This window comes from Paraburkholderia acidicola, assembly GCF_002362315.1.
GTDB classification, from domain to species: Bacteria; Pseudomonadota; Gammaproteobacteria; order Burkholderiales; family Burkholderiaceae; genus Paraburkholderia; species Paraburkholderia acidicola.
The window spans coordinates 265200-288601 of record NZ_MTZV01000003.1; the positions used below are offsets into that span (position 1 = coordinate 265200).

Annotated in this window: 20 protein-coding genes; 9 read left to right on the forward strand and 11 right to left on the reverse strand. The window is 63.0% G+C overall.

What is annotated here, in order from left to right; translation table 11 throughout:
- Positions 1-26 precede the first annotated feature (26 nt).
- From BWP39_RS08920 to BWP39_RS08935, 4 genes are all read left to right on the forward strand, one after another.
- Complete coding sequence (locus BWP39_RS08920) at positions 27-1592, forward strand: DHA2 family efflux MFS transporter permease subunit (protein WP_096719019.1); 1566 nt, start codon at positions 27-29, stop codon at positions 1590-1592.
- A gap of 292 nt (positions 1593-1884) precedes the next feature.
- Complete coding sequence (gene macA, locus BWP39_RS08925) at positions 1885-3084, forward strand: macrolide transporter subunit MacA (protein WP_096719021.1); 1200 nt, start codon at positions 1885-1887, stop codon at positions 3082-3084.
- Positions 3085-3086: 2 nt separating this feature from the next.
- On the forward strand, positions 3087-5048 hold the full coding sequence (gene macB, locus BWP39_RS08930) for a macrolide ABC transporter ATP-binding protein/permease MacB (RefSeq protein WP_096719023.1): 1962 nt from the start codon (positions 3087-3089) through the stop codon (positions 5046-5048).
- A 22-nt stretch (positions 5049-5070) separates the two neighbouring features.
- Positions 5071-6438, forward strand: coding sequence for an efflux transporter outer membrane subunit (locus BWP39_RS08935; protein WP_207556694.1), 1368 nt, complete (start codon positions 5071-5073; stop codon positions 6436-6438).
- An 82-nt stretch (positions 6439-6520) separates the two neighbouring features.
- Here BWP39_RS08935 and truB read toward each other — a convergent pair whose 3' ends face one another.
- The 9 genes from truB to BWP39_RS08980 all read right to left on the reverse strand — a co-directional run bounded on the left by truB (position 6521) and on the right by BWP39_RS08980 (position 18971).
- A complete protein-coding gene (gene truB / locus BWP39_RS08940) occupies positions 6521-7489 on the reverse strand; it encodes a tRNA pseudouridine(55) synthase TruB (RefSeq protein WP_096719027.1) in 969 nt (322 codons plus the stop codon).
- A gap of 63 nt (positions 7490-7552) precedes the next feature.
- Complete coding sequence (gene rbfA / locus BWP39_RS08945) at positions 7553-7918, reverse strand: 30S ribosome-binding factor RbfA (protein WP_091016080.1); 366 nt, start codon at positions 7916-7918, stop codon at positions 7553-7555.
- A 78-nt stretch (positions 7919-7996) separates the two neighbouring features.
- Complete coding sequence (gene infB / locus BWP39_RS08950) at positions 7997-10906, reverse strand: translation initiation factor IF-2 (protein ID WP_096719029.1); 2910 nt, start codon at positions 10904-10906, stop codon at positions 7997-7999.
- A gap of 94 nt (positions 10907-11000) precedes the next feature.
- A complete protein-coding gene (gene nusA, locus BWP39_RS08955) occupies positions 11001-12476 on the reverse strand; it encodes a transcription termination factor NusA (RefSeq protein WP_096719031.1) in 1476 nt (491 codons plus the stop codon).
- A complete protein-coding gene (gene rimP, locus BWP39_RS08960; RefSeq protein WP_096719705.1) occupies positions 12473-12931 on the reverse strand; it encodes a ribosome maturation factor RimP in 459 nt (152 codons plus the stop codon). The genes nusA and rimP overlap by 4 nt, the downstream gene beginning before the upstream one ends.
- 476 nt (positions 12932-13407) lie before the next feature.
- Positions 13408-15267, reverse strand: a complete 1860-nt coding sequence (gene rluB / locus BWP39_RS08965; protein WP_096719707.1) for a 23S rRNA pseudouridine(2605) synthase RluB — start codon at positions 15265-15267, stop codon at positions 13408-13410.
- Positions 15268-15327: 60 nt separating this feature from the next.
- On the reverse strand, positions 15328-16377 hold the full coding sequence (scpB, locus tag BWP39_RS08970; RefSeq protein ID WP_096719033.1) for an SMC-Scp complex subunit ScpB: 1050 nt from the start codon (positions 16375-16377) through the stop codon (positions 15328-15330).
- Between the two features lie 386 nt (positions 16378-16763).
- Positions 16764-17963, reverse strand: coding sequence for a pyridoxal phosphate-dependent aminotransferase (locus tag BWP39_RS08975; protein ID WP_096719035.1), 1200 nt, complete (start codon positions 17961-17963; stop codon positions 16764-16766).
- Between the two features lie 105 nt (positions 17964-18068).
- Entirely contained in the window at positions 18069-18971 is a 903-nt protein-coding gene (locus BWP39_RS08980) for a LysR family transcriptional regulator (protein ID WP_096719037.1), read from the reverse strand.
- Between the two features lie 411 nt (positions 18972-19382).
- On the opposite strand from BWP39_RS08980, the gene BWP39_RS08985 reads away from it, so the two are divergent.
- Both BWP39_RS08985 and BWP39_RS08990 read left to right on the forward strand, forming a co-directional pair.
- Positions 19383-19784 (forward strand): transposase, encoded by a 402-nt coding sequence (locus BWP39_RS08985; RefSeq protein ID WP_091016060.1) that lies wholly within the window; start codon positions 19383-19385, stop codon positions 19782-19784.
- Positions 19785-20082: 298 nt separating this feature from the next.
- The gene (locus BWP39_RS08990; RefSeq protein WP_096719039.1) at positions 20083-20340 is read left to right on the forward strand and encodes a hypothetical protein; all 258 of its coding nucleotides are present in this window, start codon (positions 20083-20085) and stop codon (positions 20338-20340) included.
- A 219-nt stretch (positions 20341-20559) separates the two neighbouring features.
- Here the strand turns inward: BWP39_RS08990 and BWP39_RS08995 are convergent, their stop codons facing one another.
- Positions 20560-20877, reverse strand: a complete 318-nt coding sequence (locus tag BWP39_RS08995) for a hypothetical protein (RefSeq protein ID WP_096719041.1) — start codon at positions 20875-20877, stop codon at positions 20560-20562.
- A 330-nt stretch (positions 20878-21207) separates the two neighbouring features.
- On the opposite strand from BWP39_RS08995, the gene BWP39_RS09000 reads away from it, so the two are divergent.
- The 3 genes from BWP39_RS09000 (at position 21208) to BWP39_RS09010 (ending at position 22815) form a co-directional block, all read left to right on the forward strand.
- Positions 21208-21861 (forward strand): YdcF family protein, encoded by a 654-nt coding sequence (locus tag BWP39_RS09000; RefSeq protein ID WP_096719043.1) that lies wholly within the window; start codon positions 21208-21210, stop codon positions 21859-21861.
- A gap of 249 nt (positions 21862-22110) precedes the next feature.
- Positions 22111-22380, forward strand: coding sequence for a hypothetical protein (locus BWP39_RS09005; RefSeq protein ID WP_096719045.1), 270 nt, complete (start codon positions 22111-22113; stop codon positions 22378-22380).
- Positions 22381-22557: 177 nt separating this feature from the next.
- Positions 22558-22815 carry a hypothetical protein gene (locus BWP39_RS09010; RefSeq protein ID WP_007182306.1) on the forward strand — a complete coding sequence of 86 codons (258 nt, stop codon included), beginning with the start codon at positions 22558-22560 and terminating at the stop codon, positions 22813-22815.
- Between the two features lie 81 nt (positions 22816-22896).
- Here BWP39_RS09010 and BWP39_RS09015 read toward each other — a convergent pair whose 3' ends face one another.
- Positions 22897-23187, reverse strand: a complete 291-nt coding sequence (locus BWP39_RS09015) for a putative quinol monooxygenase (RefSeq protein ID WP_096719047.1) — start codon at positions 23185-23187, stop codon at positions 22897-22899.
- Positions 23188-23402: the final 215 nt, after the last annotated feature.

Genomic DNA, 23402 nt, shown 5'->3' on the forward strand with positions numbered 1-23402 from the left:
GCGGCGCATCAACGCAAGGTTTCTGAATGGCTCAAGCTCAGGCGCAAGTCCCTCATCCGCCGCTAGAGGGTGCGCAACTGGTGATCGGCACCATCGCGGTGTCGCTCGCCGTTTTCATGAACGTGCTCGATACGTCGATTGCGAACGTATCGATCCCGTCTATCTCTGGCGACCTCGGCGTGTCGTCGGATCAGGGCACGTGGGTCATCACCTCGTTCGCGGTGGCCAACGCGATCTCGGTGCCGCTCACCGGCTGGCTCACCGATCGCATCGGCCAGGTGCGTCTCTTCATGGCGTCGATCGTGCTGTTCGTGATCTCGTCGTGGATGTGCGGCCTCGCGCCCACCCTGCCCTTCCTGCTCGCATCGCGTGTGCTGCAGGGGGCAGTTGCCGGCCCGATGATCCCGCTGTCGCAAACGCTGCTACTCGCCAGCTATCCGCGCGCCAAGGCGCCAATGGCGCTATCGATGTGGGCGATGACCACGCTGATCGCGCCGGTCGCAGGGCCGATTTTAGGCGGCTGGATCTCGGACAACATCTCGTGGCCGTGGATCTTCTACGTGAACATCCCGGTCGGCGCAGTCGCCGCGCTCGCGACGTGGATGATCTTCCGTAACCGCGACTCGGTCGTGAAGAAGGCACCGATCGACGGTGTCGGTCTCTCGCTGCTGATCATCTGGGTCGGTTCGTTGCAGGTCATGCTCGACAAGGGCAAGGACCTCGACTGGTTCTCGTCGACGACCGTCGTCGTGCTCGCGCTCACCGCCGTGATCGCGCTCGCGTTCTTCATCGTCTGGGAGCTGACCGCGGAACATCCGGTCGTCGACCTGTCGCTGTTCAAGCTGCGTAACTTCACGGGCGGTACGGTCGCGCTGTCGATCGGCTACGGGCTGTACTTCGGCAATCTCGTGCTACTGCCGCTATGGCTGCAAACCGATATCGGCTACACCGCCACCGATGCGGGCCTCGTGATGGCGCCCGTCGGCATCTTCGCGGTCATACTCTCGCCGCTCACCGGCAAGATCCTGCCGCGCACCGACCCGCGCTATATCGCCACGGCGTCGTTCCTGATCTTCGCGCTGATCTTCTGGATGCGCTCACGCTATACGACCGGTGTCGATGAGTTTTCGCTGTTGCTGCCCACCTTGATCCAGGGCATCGGCATGGCCGGCTTCTTCATTCCGCTCGTGTCGATCACATTGTCCGGGCTACCCGGCAACCGGATTCCAGCGGCGTCGGGGCTATCGAACTTCGTGCGGATCATGTGCGGTGGTATCGGTACGTCGATCTTCCAGACTGCATGGGATCACCGTACGGTCCTGCATCACGCGCAACTGACCGAACAGGCGTCCCGGTACAACCCTGTCTTCGCCCAATCGATGCAGCAGATGCAAAACGCGGGCTTGAGCCAGCAGCAGGCGCATGGGCTGTTCAACTCGATGGTGACGCAACAGGCTGCGCAGCTCGGCGTGAACGATATTTTCTATATTTCGGCCGGCATTTTCGTCGCGCTGGTCGGATTGATCTGGATCACGCGACCTGATCGCTCGGGCGGCGGCGATGCCGGGGCGGCGGCTTCGGCGGCGCATTGATGCGCTTCTGAAACGATCGACCCGTCAATCAGTTCGGCCGCGCGCTCCCGCCGCGGCCGATTTCATTTCTTGATCTGTTGTTACGGCTGAACGTCGAGCTGCTGCGGCAGTTCGGCCTGCATCCGCTCGTCCCTGACCGCTACCCCGATCATCCGATCACACCTCCCACGCCAGCCAAGTTGTTAAGAACTGTCTGAAAATTGATGAGTTTTGTACACACATTGAACTGCCGGGCTGGTTTGTATTCCAATACGCGACTTTCAATTACGTTACGCTCGCGATCCTCTCTCCCATGAAAAAAACCCAACGCCGCTGGACCGGCATCGTGGCCGGCGCCGTCGCGCTGATCCTGCTTGCTGCGCTCTGCCTGCATTTCTTCTCCGGCGACAAGGGCCCGCAATACCTCACCGCGAAGGTCGGCCGCACTGATCTCGAAAACGCCGTGCTCGCCACCGGCACCTTGCAGGCGTTCAAACAGGTCGATGTCGGCGCGCAGGTGACCGGGCAGGTGAAGTCGCTCAAGGTCAAGCTCGGCGACGAGGTAACCAAAGGGCAATGGCTTGCCGAGATCGACCCCGTCATCCCGCAGAACGCGCTGCGTCAGGCCGAGGCCAACGAACAGAGTCTGGTCGCACAGAAGCGCTCGGTGGCCGCCCAGTTGCTGCAGGCCGAACTCGCGTTCAAGCGCCAGCAGCAGATGCTCTCCGACGATTCCACCGCACGGCAGGACTACGAAGCCGCACAAGCCGGTCTCGACATGCAGCGCGCGAGCCTGGCGTCGTTCGATGCGCAGATCCGTGCCTCCCGCACGCAGATCGAGATCGCCCAGGCGAACCTCGGCTATACGCGGATCGTCGCGCCGATGAACGGCGAAGTCGTTGCCATCGTGACGCAGGAAGGCCAGACCGTGATCGCGCAACAACAGGCGCCCGTGATCCTCAAGCTTGCCCAGCTCGACACGATGACGGTGAAGGCCCAAGTGTCCGAAGCAGACGTGATCCGCATCCACCCTGGCCAGACCGCCTACTTCACGATTCTCGGCGAAACCGACAAACGCTATTACGGCAAGTTGCGCACGGTCGAGCCGGCACCACAAAACTTCGCCGACTCGCAAGGCGGTCTGGGTGGCATGGGCGGTGGCTCGTCGAAATCGAACACGGCGGTGTTCTACAACGCGTTGTTCGAAGTGCCGAATCCGGACCACCACCTGCGCATTGCGATGACCGCGCAGGTCAACGTACTGCTCGGCACCGCATCCCACGCGCTCAGCATCCCGGTCGCCGCGCTCGGCGAAAAAGACAAGGATGGGTCCTACATCGTGCGCGTGCTCACCAGCGACAAGCGGGTCGAGACCCGCAAGGTACGCACGGGCATCAATAACAACGTCAGCGTGGAGGTATTGGCGGGGCTGAAGGAAGGTGAGCACGTGATCATCGGCGAAGCCTCAGATGCAGCCGAAGCCGCAGCCGCTGCGTCAGCTGCGGGGACCTGACGATGCCGCAACCGTTGCTGCAACTGACGAACGTCACCCGCCGCTTCCCCGCGGGCGACAAGGATGTCGTCGTGCTGAAGGACGTCAACCTCTCGATCGAAGCGGGTGAGATCGTCGCGATCATCGGCGCATCGGGCTCGGGAAAATCGACGCTGATGAATATCCTCGGCTGTCTCGATCATCCGAGCGAAGGCAGCTACCGGGTCGGTGGCCGCGAGACCGGCGAGCTGACCGGTGACGAACTCGCGCAGTTGCGCCGCGAGCACTTCGGTTTCATCTTCCAGCGCTACCACCTGCTGCCGCACCTGACCGCCACGGGCAATGTCGAAATGCCCGCCGTCTACGCCGGCAGCACGCATGCCGAGCGACGCGAGCGGGCCGCACAACTGCTCGCGCGCCTCGGGCTCGCGGAGCGCGCCGAGCATCGGCCGAGCCAGTTATCGGGCGGCCAGCAGCAGCGCGTGAGCATCGCCCGTGCGCTAATGAACGGCGGCGAAGTCATCCTCGCCGACGAACCGACGGGCGCGCTCGATACGAAGAGCGGTCAGGACATGATCCGCATCCTGCGCGAACTGAACGCGCTCGGTCACACCATCATCATCGTCACGCACGATGAGAGCGTGGCGGTACACGCGCAGCGCATCATCGAGATCAGCGATGGCGAAATTGTCCGCGACCGTCGCAACGTGCGCAGCGTGGCAGACGACGGACGAGGCGAAGCCAGCACGGGCGTCGCCGCGCGTCGCGCGCATCGGCTGTCGGCGGGTCTCGGTCGCTTCGCCGAAGCATTCAAGATGGCGTGGATCGCGCTGGTTTCGCACCGGCTTCGCACGCTGCTGACGATGCTCGGCATCATCATCGGGATCACTTCGGTGGTATCGATCGTCGCGATCGGTGAAGGTGCGAAGCGCTACATGCTCGACGAGATCAGCGCCATGGGCACCAACACGATCAACATCTATCCGGGCTCCGACTGGGGCGACAGCCACGCCAGCACGATCGAGACACTCGTGCCTGCCGACGTCGCCGCGCTTGTCGAACAGCACTACATCGACAGTGCAACCCCCGAGACCTCGCGCAGTCTGCTGCTGCGCTACCGGAACATCGACGTCAACGCACAGATCAGCGGTGTCGGCGCCAGCTTTTTCCAGGTGCGCGGTATGAAGATGGCGCAGGGCATCGCCTTCGGACCCGACGAGGTGCGCCGCCAGGCGCAGGTGGTCGTGATCGACCAGAACACGCGGCGCAAGCTGTTCGGTGCGAATCCGAACCCGCTCGGCGAAGTGATCCTGATCGACAACCTGCCCTCTGTCGTGATCGGCGTCGCCGCCGAAAAGAAGAGCGCGTTCGGCGACGTAAAAAACCTCAGCGTCTGGGTGCCCTACACCACCGCGAGCGGTCGGCTCTTCGGCCAGCAGTACTTCGACAGCATCACCGTGCGCGTGCGCGATGGCCAGCCCAGCAGTGCAGCAGAACAAAGCGTCACGAAGCTGCTGAAGCAACGCCACGGCCGCAAGGATTTCTTCACCTACAACATGGACAGCATCGTGAAGACAGTCGCGAAGACCGGTCAATCGCTCACGTTGCTGCTGTCGCTGATTGCGGTGATCTCGCTGGTGGTGGGTGGGATCGGTGTGATGAACATCATGCTCGTGTCGGTCACCGAGCGTACCCGCGAAATCGGCATCCGTATGGCGGTGGGCGCGCGTCAGACCGACATCATGCAGCAGTTCCTCGTCGAAGCCGTGCTGGTCTGCCTGATGGGCGGCGCAATCGGCATCGTGCTGTCGTTCGGTATGAGCTTCCTGTTCTCTCTCTTTGTCAGTCAATGGAAAATGGTGTTCTCAGCCACCTCGATCGTCTCCGCCTTCCTGTGCTCGACGCTGATCGGCATCGTGTTCGGCTTCATGCCGGCGCGCAACGCTTCGCGCCTCGATCCGATCGATGCGCTCGCACGCGATTGAGGGGCTTCGCACAATGACTCCGATGATCCCTCTTCGGCGCACCGTCCTCACGCTCGCCTGCGCAGCAGCTGTGTTATCCGGTTGTGCGAATACGCGTGGCGAGGCGTTGCCGCCGGTCGACATGCCCGCGCACTGGAACTCGCCCGTTTCGTCCACGGCCGCATCGGCGTCTGCGCTCTGGTGGCACAGCTTCGGCGACCCCGTGCTCGACGGGTTGATCGAGGATGCGCTGAAGACCAACAACGATCTCGCCGCCGCCGCGATTCGAGTGTACCGCGCGCAGCTTCAGGCCGGACTCAGCAATACGAATCTCACGCCCGACGTCACGCTCGGCGCGAACGGCAATGTGTCGCGCTCGCTCGATACTCACCAGGAAAGCCGGTCGAGCAACCTGAGCGGCTCGCTTAGCTACGAGCTGGATCTATGGGGCAAGCTTGCGGCGCAACGTAGCGTTGCGCGCTGGGAGGTGGAAGCGACCGTTGCCGATCGCGAAGCGGTCCGGTTGACGCTGATCGGCACGACGGCATCGCTCTACTGGCAGAGCGGTTATCTGAACCAGCAGATCGCGCTTGGCGATGCCAACATCGCGTATGCGGAGCAGACGCTCGCGCTCGTCCAGTCGCGCTACGCCGCGGGTGCCGTGTCGGGTCTCGACGTCACGCAGGCGGAGCAGACGCTGTCGGCACAGCGCGCTGCGCAAACCGAATTGATTCAGCAGCGCACCGAGAACCGCAATGCGCTCGCCATTCTGTTCGACCGGCCGCCGCAAACGCTCGCCGCGGAACCACACGCGCTACCTGAGCGGCCGTTGCCGGGTGTACAGGCCGGCCTGCCCGCCGACGTGCTCGGCCGCCGTCCCGACTTGCGCGCCAGTGAATTCCGACTGCGCGAGTCGCTCGCGAATGTCGAGATCACGCGAACCAGCTTCTACCCGACTTTCTCGCTGACCGGCTCGCTCGGCACGTCGAGCGCAAGTCTCGAACGTGTACTGCAGAACCCGGTCGCCGCACTGGGCCTCGGCCTCACGCTGCCGTTCATCCAGTGGAACACAATGCAGCTACAGATCAAGGTGTCGAGAACGCAGTACGAGGAAGCGGTCGTCAACTTCCGTCAGAAGCTCTATGGCGCGCTGAGCGAAGTGGAGAATGCGTTGTCCAAACGCGTGCAGCTCGATCAGGAGGCGGAGCAGCGGGCGCTGTCCCTCGCGCAGGCGCAGCGGGCGGAAACGCTCACGCGCTCGCGCTTCAAGGCGGGTGCGACCGGTGTGCAGCCGTGGCTCGACCAGCAACAACGCTTGCGCGAAGCGCAAAGCACGCTGGCGTTGAATCAGTTGAACCGGCTTAACAATCAGATGAGTCTGTATAAGGCGCTGGGTGGGGGCGTGGATTGAGCGAGTGGCTCGGGGTGGTGGGCAGCTTGCGGGTGGCGGCGATTCGGGATGCTTTCCCAACCACCGGCATCGCGTCGTTGCCTTAGCTCGCTGTGACGACCAGACGATCCGGCGCCAGCACGCCATCGATCATCTTCGCCACACCGAGTAGTCGCTTGTCCTGTGTGTAGACACGCACACGTGGGAGATCGGAAGGAAGGTCCAACGTAGTGTTAGCGGCCTGCGGCAACTCGCTCAGACGCAAACGCTGGCCATGCAGAAAGCGCCGCGCAGATTCTTCATCGAGGTAAACAGCAGGAAACGTCGACAGCAATGCATCGACCGGTTGCAGCCACGCATCGCGCGCGCTTGCGTCAGCATCGGACAATGCATCGAGCGTCACCGCATGCTCAAGCGTCAGCGCACCGACCGCCGTACGCCGCAATGCAACCAGATGCGCGCCGCAGCCCAGCGCCTCGCCGATGTCTTCGGCGAGCGTGCGCACGTAAGTCCCCTTGCTGCAGGTCACGCGAAACGTCACGTCGGGCAACGCACAGGCAAGCAATTCCAGCACATGGATCGTGACCGGCCGCGCTTCGCGCTCGACCACCTGCCCCGCCCGCGCGTATTCGTACAAAGGCTTGCCGTCGCGCTTGAGCGCTGAATACATCGGTGGCACCTGCACGATGTCGCCGCGAAAACCCGCCAGTGCCTTGAGTACCGCTGGCTCATCGCACACGACATCGCGCGTCTCCAGCGCTTCGCCTTCCGCGTCGCCGGTCGTCGTGCGGATGCCGAGCCGCATCGTCGCCTCATAGGTCTTGTCGGCTTCGAGCAGATCCTGGGAGAATTTCGTGGCCTCGCCGAAGCAGAGCGGCAGCAGGCCCGAGGCAAGCGGGTCGAGGGTGCCGGTGTGACCGGCCTTCTTCGCCAGATAGAGGCGTTTTGCGCGAATCAGCGCATCGTTGCTCGACAGTCCGAGCGGCTTGTCGAGCAACAGCACGCCGTCGAGCACACGCCGCGGCACGCGAGGACGCTCAGGTCCACGTCCAGCACGTTCAGGTCCGTTCATCTTGAGAAGCCAGATCCGGCCGCCAGGCGGCCGTCGTTCAGAAGTTCAGGGAAACAAGTCCGCTCAATCGTCTTTCGCGCGGTCAGCATTCGCCTGGTCGATCAGGCGTGACATCTCCACGGCCTGCTCGACCGTCTTGTCGTAGTGGAAATGCAGCGTCGGCACCGTATGAATGTGCAGGCGCTTGAACAACTGGTTATGCAGATGGCCTGCCGCGTGATTGAGCGCTTCGAGCGTCTGCTGCGGGTCGCCCGTCAACGTCGTGAAGAAGATCTTCGCGTGCGCGTAGTCCGGCGTCAGTTCGACGCTCTGGATCGTGACAAGGCCGATGCGCGGGTCTTTGACCTCGCGCATCAGTTCGGACAGATCGCGCTGGATCTGATCCGCGATCTGCACATTGCGATTGGGAGAAGAACGTTTTTTTGGCATGGTGAATCCGTAGGCACAAAAACAAAACGGGCGGAGCCGGGCAAGCGCCCGCTCCGCCCGGTGTGTCTTGCGCAGTCGTTACAGCGTACGCGCGACTTCCGTGACCTCGAAGACTTCGAACTGGTCGCCTTCCTGGATGTCGTTGAAGTTCTTGATCGACATCCCGCACTCGAAGCCTTGACGCACTTCCTTCACGTCGTCCTTGAAGCGCTTCAGCGAGTCGAGTTCGCCGGTGTGGATCACGACGTTCTCGCGCAGCACGCGTACCGACGATGTGCGCTTGACGAAACCGTCCGTGACCATACAGCCGGCCACTGCACCGATCTTCGGTACCTTGAAGACCTGACGCACTTCGACCATCCCGGTGACGACTTCGCGCTTCTCCGGCGAGAGCATGCCGGACATCGCCGCCTTCACTTCATCCACAGCGTCATAGATGATGTTGTAGTAGCGGATATCGATGCCGTTCGCTTCGGCCAGCTTGCGCGCCTGCGCATCTGCGCGGGTGTTGAAGCCGATGATGACAGCCTTCGAAGCGGTCGCGAGGTTGACGTCGTTTTCGCTGATGCCACCCACCGCACCGTGCACGATCTGCACGCGCACTTCGTCGGTAGACAGTTTTTGCAGCGACTGCACGAGCGCTTCCTGCGAACCCTGCACATCGGCCTTGACGATCAGCGGCAGGTACTGCACTTCGCCTTCGCTCATCTGCTCCAGCATGTTCTCGAGCTTCGCGGCTTGCTGCTTTGCCAGCTTGACGTCGCGGAACTTGCCTTGACGGAACAGTGCGACTTCACGTGCCTTGCGGTCGTCCGGCATGACGATGACTTCTTCGCCCGCCTGCGGCACTTCCGACAGACCCTGGATTTCAACCGGGATAGACGGACCCGCCGACTTGGTCGGCTTGCCGGTTTCGTCGAGCATGGCCCGCACACGGCCGTAGGCGCTACCTGCCAGCACTACGTCGCCACGGTTCAGCGTACCCGACTGGACGAGGATCGTAGCCACCGGACCCTTACCCTTATCGAGCTTCGCTTCGATGACGAGACCCTTGGCCGGTGCATCGATCGGGGCCTTCAGTTCCAGCACTTCGGCCTGCAACAGGACCTGTTCGAGCAGATCGTCAATGCCCGCGCCGGTTTTCGCCGACACCGGCACGAACGGCGACTCGCCACCGTATTCTTCCGGCACGACGCCTTCCGCGACGAGTTCCTGCTTCACGCGATCCGTATTGGCATCCGGCTTGTCGATCTTGTTGATCGCGACGACGAGCGGCACGCCGCCAGCCTTCGCGTGGGCAATCGCTTCCTTGGTTTGCGGCATCACGCCGTCGTCGGCAGCGACCACCAGAATCACGATGTCGGTTGCTTTCGCACCGCGGGCACGCATGGCCGTGAACGCTTCGTGGCCCGGCGTATCGAGGAACGTGATGACCCCGCGCGGCGTTTCGACGTGGTATGCGCCGATGTGCTGCGTAATCCCGCCCGCTTCGCCCGCGGCCACCTTGGCACGACGGATGTAATCGAGCAGCGAGGTCTTGCCGTGGTCGACGTGGCCCATCACGGTCACGACCGGCGGACGCGGCAGCAGTTCGGCGTCGGTGGTTTCACCTTCGACCAGCATCGCTTCCGGATCGTCCAGCTTCGCAGCAACCGCGTGGTGACCCAGTTCCTCGACGATGATCATCGCCGTTTCCTGGTCCAGCATCTGGTTGATCGTCACCATCTGACCGAGCTTCATCATCACCTTGATGACTTCCGAAGCCTTGACGGCCATCTTGTGCGCGAGGTCGGCCACCGTGATGGTTTCCGGCACGTGCACTTCACGGACGATCGGTTCGACCGGTGCCTGGAACGTCGTGTTCGCGTCCTGATGCTTGCCGCGCCCCTTCGGGCCGCCGCGCCAGCCGCGATCGACGCCGCCGCTCGTGTCGCCGCGCGTCTTGATGCCGCGGCGCTTCGCTGCGTCGTCCTGCCAGCCGCCCTTGCCGCCCGGCTTCTTCTTGTCGCCGGCGGTCGTAGACGGTGCAGCCGTCGTCGTGGTCGTCGTAGTCGTTTTCTTCGCAACCGGACGCGGCTTGTCTTCGCCCGGTGGACGCGCCGGCTTGTGCAGCGTGCCCTTCGCTTCCGCGGCCTTCGGCGGCTCGACCGGCTTCGCAGCAACCGGTTCCGGTGCCTTCACCGGGACCTTGCGCGGCGTGCTCATCATTTCGCGAATCGCGCGTGCTTCGGCTTCCGCAGCCGCCCGGCGGCGCGACACTTCCTGCTGTTCGGCGCGCGTCTTTTCGGAAGCTTCGCGTGCGGCGTCTTCTGCCTTCTTCGCGGCTTCGCGCTGCGCGGCGCGTTCAGCGGCGGCGCGTTGTTCGTCTTCCTGCTCAGCAGGCTCAGCTTCGCGCGTTTCGGCCACGACGGCTTGCGCCGCGACTTCGTGGGCCGCAGCGGTATCGGCGGCCGCACGCTTCTTCGCCGCTTCTTCTTCAGCGCGGCGACGTTCGGCTTCTGCCGCTTCTTCGCGGGCACGACGCTCGGCTTCTTCGCGTTCGAGGCGTTCCTGGCGCTCTTTCAGCTCCAGCGCCTGCTTTTCGAGCAGCTCGGCTTCGTGACGTGCTTCTTCCTCGCGACGCTGCAATTCTGCCTCGTCGGCTTCAGCTACCTGAACCGATGCATCCGCTCCTTGCTCGGCCGCTTCATCGCGGCGGACGAAGGTGCGCTTCTTGCGCACTTCGACCTGAATGGTGCGAGCCTTACCCGTCGAATCGGACTGCTTGATCTCCGACGTATGCCGTTTCGTCAGCGTGATCTTGCGCTTGTCTGCATCAGTCGAGCCGTGAGACTTACGCAAGTGGTCGAGCAGACGCGCCTTGTCCGTCTCGGACAAGGTGTCGTCTTCGTTCGCTTTTGTGACGCCCGCCGCCTGCAGCTGCTCGAGCAGCACGCCGGCAGGCATTTTCAGTTCCGCGGCAAATTGGGCTACGTTGTTACTCGCCATTCATTCCTCTTAGTGCAAGGACCGATTCCTTGCGGTTAGCATCGGTTCGTGCGGCCTCGCGACCGCGTTCAATTTAGTGGGCCATGGTCATTTCTCACTGGAACCAGTGTTCACGTGCTTTCATGATCAGTGCCTTTGCGGCTTCCTCTTCGATGCTGGTCATCTCGACCAGCTCGTCTACAGCCAGTTCTGCCAGCTCGTCGCGCGTCTGGATCTGATGTTCGGCCAGCTTCGCGAGCAGGTCGGCATCCATACCGTCAAGGCTCTTCAAGTCGAGTGCGACATTCTCGACCTTTTCTTCATTTGCGATCGCCAACGTCAGCAACGCGTCACGCGAGCGGTTACGCAGCTCGTGCACGGTGTCTTCGTCGAAGGCCTCGATCTCGAGCATTTCGTTGAGCGGCACATAAGCGATCTCTTCGAGGCTCGTGAAGCCCTCGTCGATCAGGATGTCGGCAACTTCTTCGTCGACATCGAGACGCGCCATGAACAGGTCGCGCAGAAGACCACGCTCCTGATTCTGCTTTTGCGCAGATTCGTCCGGCGTCATGATGTTGATCTGCCAGCCGGTAAGTTCGCTGGCAAGACGCACGTTCTGGCCGCTACGGCCGATTGCGACCGCCAGTTCGGTTTCGTCGACGACGACGTCCATCGAATGCTTCTCTTCATCGACGACGATCGACTGAACGGCTGCCGGCGCGAGCGCGCCGATCACGAACTGGGCGGGATCTTCCGACCATAGCACGATGTCGACGTTTTCGCCACCGAGCTCATTGCGCACAGCCTGTACCCGCGAACCGCGGATACCGACGCAGGTGCCGATCGGGTCGATGCGCTTGTCGTAAGCGACCACACCGATCTTTGCCCGCACACCAGGGTCGCGTGCCGCGGCCTTGATTTCCAGCAGGCCCTGCTCGATTTCCGGCACTTCCATTTCGAACAGCTTCATCAGGAATTCGGGCGCAGTGCGTGACAGCTCGATCTGCGGGCCGCGTGCGGTGCGATCGACCTTGCCGATGTACGCACGCACACGGTCGCCGACGCGCAGGTTTTCCTTCGGAATCAACTGGTCGCGGCGCAGCAGCGCTTCGACACGGCCCGATTCGACGATGAAGTTGCCCTTGTCGAGACGCTTGACCGTACCGGTCATGATGTTTTCGCCGCGCTCGAGGAAGTCGTTGAGGATCTGCTCACGCTCTGCGTCGCGCACCTTCTGCAGGATCACCTGCTTGGCGGCCTGCGCGCCAATGCGGCCGAATTCGATGGACGGCACCGGTTCTTCGATGTAGTCGTCGATCTGCGCATCGGGCTTCTGCTCGATCGCTTCGAACTGCAGGATTTCCTGATCCGGCTCCTGCAGACCCGCTTCGTCCGGCACCACACGCCAGCGGCGATAGGTTTCGTGCTCGCCACTTTCACGGTCGATGTGGACGCGGATGTCCGCGTCTTCGTCGAAGAGTTTTTTGGAGGCCGAAGCGAGGGCTGCCTCGAGTGCGGCAAATACGACGTCCTTGTCGACGTTCTTCTCGCGTGCCAGCGCATCCACCAGCATCAACACTTCGCGACTCATTGTTTGCGGCTCCTAAAGTCAACTTTGGGGACGAGGCGGGCTTTATCGATATCCGCGAGCGTGAAATCGAGCATCGCGGCGCCTTCCTTCCCTTCAAATTCCAGACCGATCGTTTCGCCTTCGGGCGCATGCACGATGCCCCGGTACGATTTCCGTCCGTCCAATGGCTTTTTCAATGTGATCACCGCTTCGCTGCCTGCGAAGCGTTCAAAATCCGCCAGTTTTTTCAGCGGGCGGTCGAGACCCGGCGACGATACTTCGAGCCGCTCGTATTCGATGTTTTCGACCGTCAAAACGTGCTGGAGCTGACGCGTGACCTTTTCGCAATCTTCAATCGCAATGCCGGCGGGCTGATCGATGTAAATGGTCAACATGCCGCGCCCGGTGCGCTCGAGATCGACGAGCTCGTAGCCGAGACCCGAGACCGTGGTTTCTATCAGTTCCGTCAGTTGCACAATGCCCTCTAAGATGTTCGCGCGGCAAGCCTCTGCGACCATCTCACCTCGCGGGCTGCGCGCCAAGCCGGCGCACGTTGGTGCTACCCGAGATGCCGAACCACTGAACTGCAGCGGCAAAAAAAAATGGGCTAAACGCCCAAAATCTTGTTGCCGGTGGTCGCATCTGAGCCGCACATGAAAAGCCGCACGCCCAGCGACTTTGCGATTGTAGCCTTTTCTCCGCCCGAACGCAATCTGCGGGACGCCTTCCGACGCCCGTCACCGCTTGATTTCGGGGGAATCTTTCGGGTTGTCGCGTGACTTGCGCCCTGCCTGGGTGAAGCCGGCCGCCCCTCGTTACGGGGCGCGCCTGCCGGCGCTGCGCAAGTCGCTGGCGGGATTGCCGCCTGGGGTTCCCGGCTGCCGGGCCGGGACGAAAACCCGGCTAAACTCGTCAAATCGACTGCCGGAAAAAACCGCAGCCCCTGCGGCGTCTAGCGGCCGCGGGTGCGGTTACGCGGTGTACCGCGCGGACCGCCGTGATTGCCGCCCGCATTCGGGTTGCCACCACCAGCACGACCGCCACCAGGCCCGCCGCGATTCGCGCCCTGCGGACGGGGGCCAGCCGGATTACCGCCAGCGCGGGCACCTGCCCGGTTACCGTTACCGGACGGCGCACGATTGCCATCGACCTCACCACGGCTACCGCGATTGCCCGGATTGCCACCACTGCCGCCCATGCCATTGCCTGCAGCATTGCCGCGACTACCGCCCCGGTTACCGCCAAACCCGCCGCCGAGACCGGAACCCGCGCCACCCGTCGCACCGAAACCGCCGGTCGCGGCACCACGGCGCCCCTGAGGACGACCGCCACGCGGCGTCTGCTGATCGAAGCGGCCGTGCGACATCAGCACCGGTTCACGATGAATGAAGCCCATCGAGGTCTGCATCGGATCAGGCTGACGACGCTCCGGCGCCGCATTGCGACTGCCCTTCTCTTCAGTCGGCGCCTTGAGACCTACCGATGCCAGCAGGCTACGCACCTGGTTGTCCTCGAGCTCTTCCCAGCGACCGCGCTTCAGGCCGCGCGGCAGCAGGATCGGACCGTGCCGTGTGCGGATCAGGCGGCTCACCATCAGGCCGACCGCCTCGAACATCCGGCGCACTTCGCGATTGCGGCCTTCGGCCAGCGCGACGTGATACCAGTGATTGGTGCCTTCGCCGCCGCCATCGCGGATACGCAGGAAATTCGCCGGGCCGTCGTCGAGTTCGACGCCGTGCAGCAGCTTCTGTCGCGCACCTTCAGCCAGCTCACCGACCACCCGCACCGCGTATTCACGCTCGACGCTGTAGCGCGGATGCATGAAGCGGTTCGCGAGGTCGCCCGAAGTGGTCAGCATCAGCAGACCTTCGGTATTGAAATCGAGCCGGCCGACCGCGAGCCACTTGGCGGTTTTCATCGGCGGCAGCTTGTCGAACACCGACGGGCGACCTTCCGGATCGGCATGGCTGACGATTTCGCCGGTCGGTTTGTGATACAGCAGCACGCGCGGCGGCTTGTTCTGCAACTTGCGCTTGACCGGCTTACCGTTGATACGAACCTGATCGGTCGGCATGATCCGCTGGCCGATATGCGCCGGTTCGCCGTTGACCGACACCCGGCCAGCAACGATCAGCTCTTCCATCTCGCGGCGCGAGCCCATGCCCGCTTCCGCGAGCACCTTGTGCAGCTTCGGTGCGTCGTCATCCGGCGACAGCACGCGCTTGGGCGCCGCTTCGCGGCCGCGCCGCAGCATCGGTGCGCGTACGCCACCGGTCGTGCTGTTATCGGCGTCGAACGCCGGCGAGGTCACGTAGGAGAACAGTTCGTCCGGCGTTGCCTCGCCAGCCGCGGGTGCCGAGGCCGATGCCGCTGCGTCGCCGCGGCGGTTCTGCCGCGGGCCACCTTCGCGCGGCGCGTCGCCGCGCGGTTCACCACGCTTGCCGCCGCCATTGGCATTCGCACCATTGGCATTATTGCGGCGCGGGCCTTTCGCGCCCGGATCCTTGCGCGGCATACGCACCTGAGCAACGACAACGCCGTCAGGCGGCGCTTCCGTCACGACGGGCGCCGGCTGAACCGCCTGCGTACCATCGGCATTCTTTGCCTTTGCGCCTGCGCGGCGCCGCGCGATCAGGCTGCGCGGCCCCCGACGCAGACCGCGGCGCGGACGGTCTTCACCGTCTGCGTCCGGCGTCTGCGCCGTGGGCTCGTTCCCGGCAGCAGAGGTCTGCCGCGGTTGCGTTTCGTCGGGGCGCGCGGAAGGCACAGCGTGCTCTGCTTCGGACGAGTCGGTATCGTGGGTACGTGTCAAAACAACCTCGAGTGTCAGGTCGCGCGCCCATTGCGGGCGCGGCAAAAAAGTTCGGTTACGTCAGGCGCTGCGCGAGGCAGCCTCGTCGTCGGTCAATACGCCGTCGTCGTGCGCGGCAGCCGGGCGATCTTCAGGATCGCCATGCGCCACATGGGTTGTGTCGGCCTGGTCCGCATGCTCCGCTTCGGAGAGCGCGGTCGGACCGGTTGCGGGCAGAGCCGGATCGACTTCTGCCACGCTGGTGTTGCCGGTGTCGCTTGCAGTGCCGGCGGTTTCCGCTGCGGCAGCGCCGGTATCGGCCGGATGCGCTGATGCCGGTTCGGACTCGCCAGCAGACGTCGATGCGGCGCCTTGCGGTTCGGCCAGCGATTCAATATTTGCGTCGTGCGCCGCGGCGGCAGGCTCATGCTCAAGCGCAGCTTCACCATTGAGCGGCGTCTCGACGCTGCTATCGGCAGCATCCAGCGACACGTGCTCGCCCGCTTCTTCAAGACCCGTAGGCGCACTCGCTTCAACCGTAAAATCGGCTGTCGCGGGGACTTCGCCATCGGCGAATTCGATTGAATGCTGAGCCAGCAAGTCGATATTCAATTGCGCCGACGGATCGTCCAGCGGCGGTAATTCGTCGAGCGCCTTCAGACCGAGGTCGTCGAGAAATTGCCGCGTAGTCGCATACAGCGCCGGGCGTCCCGGCACGTCGCGATGACCGATCACCTCGATCCAGCCGCGATCCTCGAGTTGCTTGACCACCTGCGTATTCACCGTCACACCGCGAATTTCTTCGATATCTCCGCGCGTAACCGGTTGCCGGTAAGAGACGATCGCCAGCGTCTCGAGCACCGCGCGCGAATATTTCGGCGGTTTCTCGGGATGCAGACGATCCAGATACGAACGCATCGCGGGCTTGCTCTGGAAACGCCAGCCGGACGCGAGGCCAACCAGTTCAACACCGCGCCCCGACCACTCCTGCTTCAGGTCTTCGAGTAACGTGCGAACCGTGTCTGCCGACACGCCGTCGGCAAAGAGCTTGCGCAAGTCGGCGAGCTTCAGCGGCTCCTGCGCACAGATCAAGGCAGTCTCGAGGACGATCTTCGCCTCTTGGGTATTCATGCAGCCAGATCAGACCTTATGGTTAGGCTCAAAGAACCGGATCAACCAGACGAAACAGACGATATTGGAACTGAAGACGCGCTCGCCCGATTCTGATCGGTCATATTGATGGGAGCACGCACCGGGGGGCGGCGAATCAGGTCATCCAAGCAGACCCGAGCCAGACCCAGCCGGACGGAGCAGCGATGTCCCGGGAGGGAATCGCGTGACTGAGCGCCATCTTACGCAAAAACATGCAGTGCGTAAAGACGAAAACCCGACGCAAGCCCGGCGGTAACCCACGACGAAAGTCCGGGATGGGAAATCGGGCATGGGTGTGCGGCGACCCGGTAGCCGGCTGGTAGCCGCGCCTGACCCGCGCGCCAGGCCAGAGAGCCGCAGTCCGCTTACCCGCCGTGCTGGCTCAAAAAGCGCTGCAGCCGCTCGACACCGGCGTCCAGCCGATGCGGATCGCATGCGTAGCACCAGCGAACGAAGCCCTCGCCCTCCGGACCGAACGCGCTACCCGGCGCGAGACCGAGTCCGACTTCACGCACCAGAGCCTTGCACAGATCGAGGCTGCGGGTCGCGCCAGGCAGCGAAAAGAACAGATACATCGCCCCCGGCGGCGCCTTCACGTCGACGCCTGGCAACGCAGCCAGCGCCTGCACCAGATGATCGCGTGCCACGCGCAGTTCGCCAGCAAGATCACGCGCGAAGCCTTCGCCCTGCTGCACGGCGGCGACACCCGCTTGCTGCACGAACGCTGGCGCGCACGACGTGTTGTACTCGACGAGCTTCCCCAGATCGTCCATCAACGCAGCAGGCGCGACGATCCAGCCGAGTCGCCAGCCAGTCATCAGCCATGCCTTCGAGAACGAGTTGACGCAGATCACGCGTTCGTCGCGCGCCGCGAGATCGAGGAAAGACGGCGCAGTGGGCGCCGCCGGATCGGCGTAATAGAGCCGCTCGTAGACCTCATCGGCGACGATCCAGATGCCGTGCCGCCGGCAATGATCGAGCACCGTGCGCTGCTGGTCGCGGGTCATCACCCAGCCGGTCGGGTTGTTCGGCGAATTCAGCATCAAGAGCTTCGTCTGGGGCGTCAGTGCCGCCAGCAGCCGGTCGAGGTCGAGCGTCCAGCCCTGCGCACCGTAGTCGAGCGCCACAGTTTCCACGTGCGCACCGAGGATCTTCGGAATCTCCACGAGATTCGGCCACAGCGGCGTTACCGCGACGACCCGGTCGCCCGCGCCGACCACGAGCTGTGCCGCCAGCATCAGCGCGTTGACGCCGGCGCTCGTTACAGCGATGTTGTCGACCGTGGTCGGGCCGTGCAGCAAGCTCACGTATCCGGCGAGCGCCTCACGCAGCGGCGCAATGCCGAGGTTGTGCGTGTAGAAGGTCGCGCCTGCGGCGAGCGCATTGCTGGCCGCGTCGCGGATGAATTGCGGCGTCACCCGGTCCGATTCGCCGAACCAGAACGGCAGCACGTCGGCAATGCCGAAACCGGCATTCGCCACTTCGCGGATCTGGGAGGGGCGCAAGGCGTGCACTGCGTCGCGTGCATTTGCTAAAAGGGGCTTCGGCAGGTCCGATTCGCTCATCGATACATCCGGGACAGGTCGGGTGTGGTGGGGGAAATGCGTATGTCGCAGTTTAACGTGGCATGTCCTTCGAGGAGAATGCCCGCCACGGTGTGCTGCATCCGGCTAGCGCAGGTCCTCGGCGCGCGCGGGCGATTGCCGGATCAGCCCCCACACCGCCTCGGCCGCGGGTGACAGCGACCGGTCGCGGCGCCGCACCAGCTCGACGGTACGCTCGGCGCGCGGCACGAGCGATCGTGCGACCAGCGATACCTCTGCAGGCAGCGGCAGTGCCAGCCACGGCAGCACGCTGATCCCCACGCCCGCTTCGACGAGACCGAATACCGTCGCCGAATGGCCAAGCTCCTGGACCACGGTCGCGCTGACGCCATGCTCATCCATCGCGGCATCGATGATCGGCCGGCTGCCGGACGCGTAGTCCAGCATCACGAGACGCTCCCCCTCCAGATCCGTCCACGCCACCTGCGGTTGCGCAGCAAGCCGGTGATCCGAGCGGCAGACGACGCAGAAGGAGTCGGTCATCAACGGCTCGCCCAGCAGGTCGTCGGTCGTGAACGGGCCGATCACCACGCCGAAATCGACCTCGCCGGACTTCACCTTGCGGATCACGTCGCTTTGCACATCGTCGCGCAGGCCGAGCGTGATGAACGGAAACTGCTGGCCGCAGCCGGCGACGATCTGCGGCATCAGGCGGCAGGCGATCGTCGGACTCGCCGCCACCACCACCCGGCCGCGACGCTGCTCGCCGATCTCGCGGATCTCGCGCAACGTGTCGTCGAGGTCGGTCAAAAGGCGCGACACGCTCGCGACGAGATTCGCGCCGACGTCCGTCAGCTGGACCTCACGGGTTGTCCGGTCGATCAGCTTCAGGCCGATTTCCGTCTCCAGCTCCCGCACGCAGCGGCTCACCGCCGACTGCGTCAAACCGATCTCATCGCCCGCGCGACTGAAACTCTGTAGCCGCGAGACTTCGATAAACACACGCAACTGGCGCAGCGTCACATTCATTTGGTGGTCTCATCAATCTAGTCGTTTGATGCGCATTGTATTGTTTCTTTCTCGACACAGTATGGGTTTCGGCATGGCTTTTCGGTGCGGCAATAAGGCGCAAACGCACGCCAGGCGGGACTGATTGCACAAGATTGGTGATTGTCCTGATTTGCGGGATGGGTTTTTTGGATTCTTATACGCCCCTGGCTAGCGCCTGCGCTGGCCTGACGCTGTAGGGCTGCGAGGGGGTTGGTAGCACAGTGGCACACTTCCTGCATTGAGGTGTGTCACAGGGTCGGCACCATCTTCGGTTCGATTGCATACCAACCGCCGTGGCAAGCCCGACCCCGCCTGGCACTCGTTTGACGGGTGCATGAAGAGTGCGCGGCGCGGGGCAGCGCACCGGAGTTAGCTTCGCTGAGGTGATACATGATGCTGTTCGACGATTTAAGAGACAACGAGTGGGCGCTGGTCGAAGCGCTGTTCTGTGCGGAACCCGCACGGAGCGAACGGCGCGGACGTCCTCGCGTGGAAGCGCGGGCGGTAGTCAACGCGGTGCTGTGGGTGCTGTCGACGGGTGAAGGCTGGTCCAAGCTTCCCGGTCGCTATCCGTCGCCGCCGACCTGCCGCCGCCGCTTCGACGAGTGGCAGGCCGACGGCACACTCACCGAAATAGTGAAACGACTCGGCACGAGCGGTCGCGAAGTTTCGCTGCGTGGGCGCATCGGCGCCACGGCAGCGAAGCCGCCCGCACCGCCGAGCCGCGATCGCCTGCGCGGTGCATTCTGGACCAATCCGGAATCCTGGCGCGCGCCGGTCAAGATGGCCTGACGTAGATTGCTCCGCTATCGGGCGCCTTCGGGCGCCCGATGCGTATCTGCGCTGCGTTGGCCAGACGGCAGCTACATCGCGTGCTGTGTTACGCGATATTCTGCAGACGGCCACACGTCCGTCATTCATCGCACTGGTACGCGATGTGTTTCCGTCGGCGCGACCGCGATTCACGCGAGCGCTTCTTCAGCCGCTGACGAAACATCCTTTTACTATTATTTACACCGTGCTTTCGCTCCCGGGCATACCGTAGACGTATGCCACTACACCCAGGTCGTCTGGCTTGACGGGAGCCGATATGAAACCAATGTCCCTGCTTCTGTGCGGCATTGTGGTTTCATCCATTGTCGCCATCGCTGCAGCACAGGAACGCCCTTCGAGCTGGGGTGCCAAGGACGGACGCACGCCGGCCGCTCAACGGTCCAATGCACAGCAGAAGGAATTCACGCCGCCCGCGCCGCGCGGAGATCTGCGCGGCGACATTGCGAGCAACGCTCACACGCGACCGGACCCGCCTGCGCGTAATGCACGCAACAATACGCTGCCACGGCAGTAGGAAGGAGAGATTGCTGGATCGAAACCGGGAACCACCTGCGCGCGCGCCAGTCTCATTAACGCCATAAGCACAGCGTGGCAGTAGTAATCCGGTAAGCCCGTATCTTCGCGATACGGGCTTTTTTTTGCACCGGTTAGTGTGCCAGCGGGTGTACTGGATGGCTTGCGGGCCGACGATCACCGCGGTCGCAACGCTGGGTCGAACCGCATGCGGCAGACGCTAGAGGCGCGCTTCCAGATCGGCTGCCGGTACTTCGCTCGCGGCAACGTAGTCGTTCACGCGCAGCGTGTCCCAGGCCATCGATCGCTCGTCGCGTGCGAGCCGCGCAAACTCGGCCCGCCCTCGCTCGGTCAGCACGGCTATGTCGACCGGCGCATGAAAACCGGGGGCTGGCGCCACCGTACGCTGCCGGACCGTTTCCATCAGGCCGAGCGAACGCAGATATTCGAAAACGCCGGGACGTCTGGCCCACGGGACCTGACGGTATTGCGCCCGACGCAACGCTTCAAGTACCGTTTCGTTGGAATGCGTGGTCATCTCACTTCTTTCTTAAAGTGCAGCCATGACTCAGTTTTGCGCGATACCGCAACGCGCCGCCGTTAAGGCGCCAGCGCGGAGCCATTGCGAACAGTCGTCTTGCGACGTTCGACGGCGCCGTCTCGCGCCAGGTGCTGCCCACTCTTCAGGATCCCCGTATGAACGACCTGTTAGCGTCCTCTCCACGTGCCGACGATGCAACCGTTCCGGTGCGATGGCAAGAGCGTGGATTTGTCCTGAAAACCATACGTTACCCCATTTAAATTGATTCTATTCACTTTATTGGCGCTTTTTTTTGCTGCAATCGTGCTAAGGCGACGACAGCGGATCATGCTCGCCGTGGCGGGAATCTTGCTGTTCTGGCTGCTCGCCGCAGGCTGGTTGACCGCCCCGTTGCTCGCCTGGGCACAAGCCGATATTCCCGCCGGCGGCACTGCAAATTTCTCGCCAGATACAGCGATCATCATGCTCGGCAGCGGCACCGAATACGATAGCCAGGGCACGCTGGTACCGAAGCACGATGCGCTTCTCCGCATCGTCACGAGCGCCAGTCTCTACCGACAGTGCAAGCAGGTCGCAACGCACTGCACGGTGATCGTGAGTGGCGGTAACCCGCAACGGCATACCGCATCGGAAGCCGACACGTACCTGCCCTGGCTGCTGCGCGACCAGGTGCCACGCGCCGACATCGTTCTCGAGAATCGCAGCCGTACGACCTACGAGAACGCTCGCTTCGTCTCGGACATGGTGAAACACGCAGATTACGGCGCGCTGATCCTAGTGACGTCCGCCTACCAGATGCCCCGCGCCCTGCTCGACTTTCATCGCTTCGGCCTGACACCGCAGCCCGCGATATCGAACACACGCCACGCGAACCTCGGCGTGCTGCCGCGCTACGACAATCTGGTGAACGCGGAGACCGCGCTACATGAGCTGATCGGTATTGCACAGTTTCACGTCTACCGTGCCATCGGCTGGTTTTGAGATGATGTCAAATTTACTTAGCCATGCGATACATTTCGTATCGTCCAGCCATTCATTTTGCATCACTCGCCTGTCCAGGCGCCCTGCATAGCCGGTCGTTACAGGCGCAGGATGAATGTAACAAGATGTAACTGTCTGTGAATTCTGTTACGGATCGTCTGTTGGAGCGGATATTGCTGGCTAGAATGACGTGTCTTTCCGGTTGGACAGGCATCCTTGGGTCCATTAACCACTCCTGCGGAGGTAACGATGAAGAAAGTGTCCCTGGCTATCCTGGTCTCCCTTGCTGCAATGTCCGGCGCAGCCTATGCGCAGACAGACAGTGAAGGCGTCACGGTGAGCACCGATCCGGCCAAGGCCGCCGACGTCGAGCAACGTGCGCAAGATTTGCAGGCGCATCAGCAGCAATCGATGGAAGGCATGTCGATGGAAAAGGAAAAGCATCACAAGCCGATGGCGCATCATCACAAGAAGCACATGAAAGAGAAAGCTGCAGCGGCCGACGCCGCAAGCCAGTAATCGATTCGTGTAGCGCGCATCTTCGGGTCGCGCGGACATCGCGAAAAAAGCCGAAACCGGTCACGCCGGTTTCGGCTTTTTTCTTGCCGGGATTTCTGGCGGAAGGCGCCGCGCCGGTATGCTAAAGTCGCGCACCCATCCACCCCAACCCGTGCGCACCCAGGTGCGGAGGACAGAATGAGCAACATCCAGCTGGACATCGAATGGACCGAAGCCGCATCGCGGAAGATCGAAAAACTCATGCCGCGTGGCGGCCAGGAAGCGTTCCTCGCGCTGCCGCCGGTCGAATGCCTGCCGATGGAAGGCGACGTGCTGTTCCTCGGCCCGGACGGCAAGCAGCAGCCGTTTATCGTTGCCGAGCGGCAATACCATCACGACGGCGACGCGGACTGGACCATCATCCTGATTCTCGACGTCCCGCAGGCGACGCACTGACTCTCTATCGCGTGTGATGCCGGTGTCCACGAACGCATGCTGGTTCGTCGAGCACCGGCACATCAATGCGATGGCGCCGGACTATTTGATCTTCGTGAGGACGCGAATTTCCGCGTGCTCGATCCAGTCGGCTGCCGCCTGCCTGTAAGCCGCGATATGCGCCGACTTCGCGTGCGCGGCGAGCGCTTCTTCGCTTTCCCAGCGTTCGAAGAAAACGAACCGGCGTGGCTCCTTCACATCGCGATGCAGATCGTACTGAAGCGCGCCGCGCTCGTTGCGCGTCGGTTCGACGATCCCTTCGACCGCTTCGCGCAGTTTCTCTTCGTCGCCAGGTTTCGCGATAGAGATCGCCACCACTGCAATTTCCGACATGTGTTCCTCCTCGATGAAAAGCAGCAGAATACCGCCCGTCGCGCAGACGCGCTCGCACTCACGCACGCCCCAATCGCCGAACCTGACGATCAGCCAGGTCTGTGATTACCCGTACATTCACGCAGCATACGAACTGCTAGACTGATTTACGACCCATCTGCCGGAGTCATAGCTTGGCTGGCATTATTTTCCGCGCCTTCGCGCCTTCTGCTTCG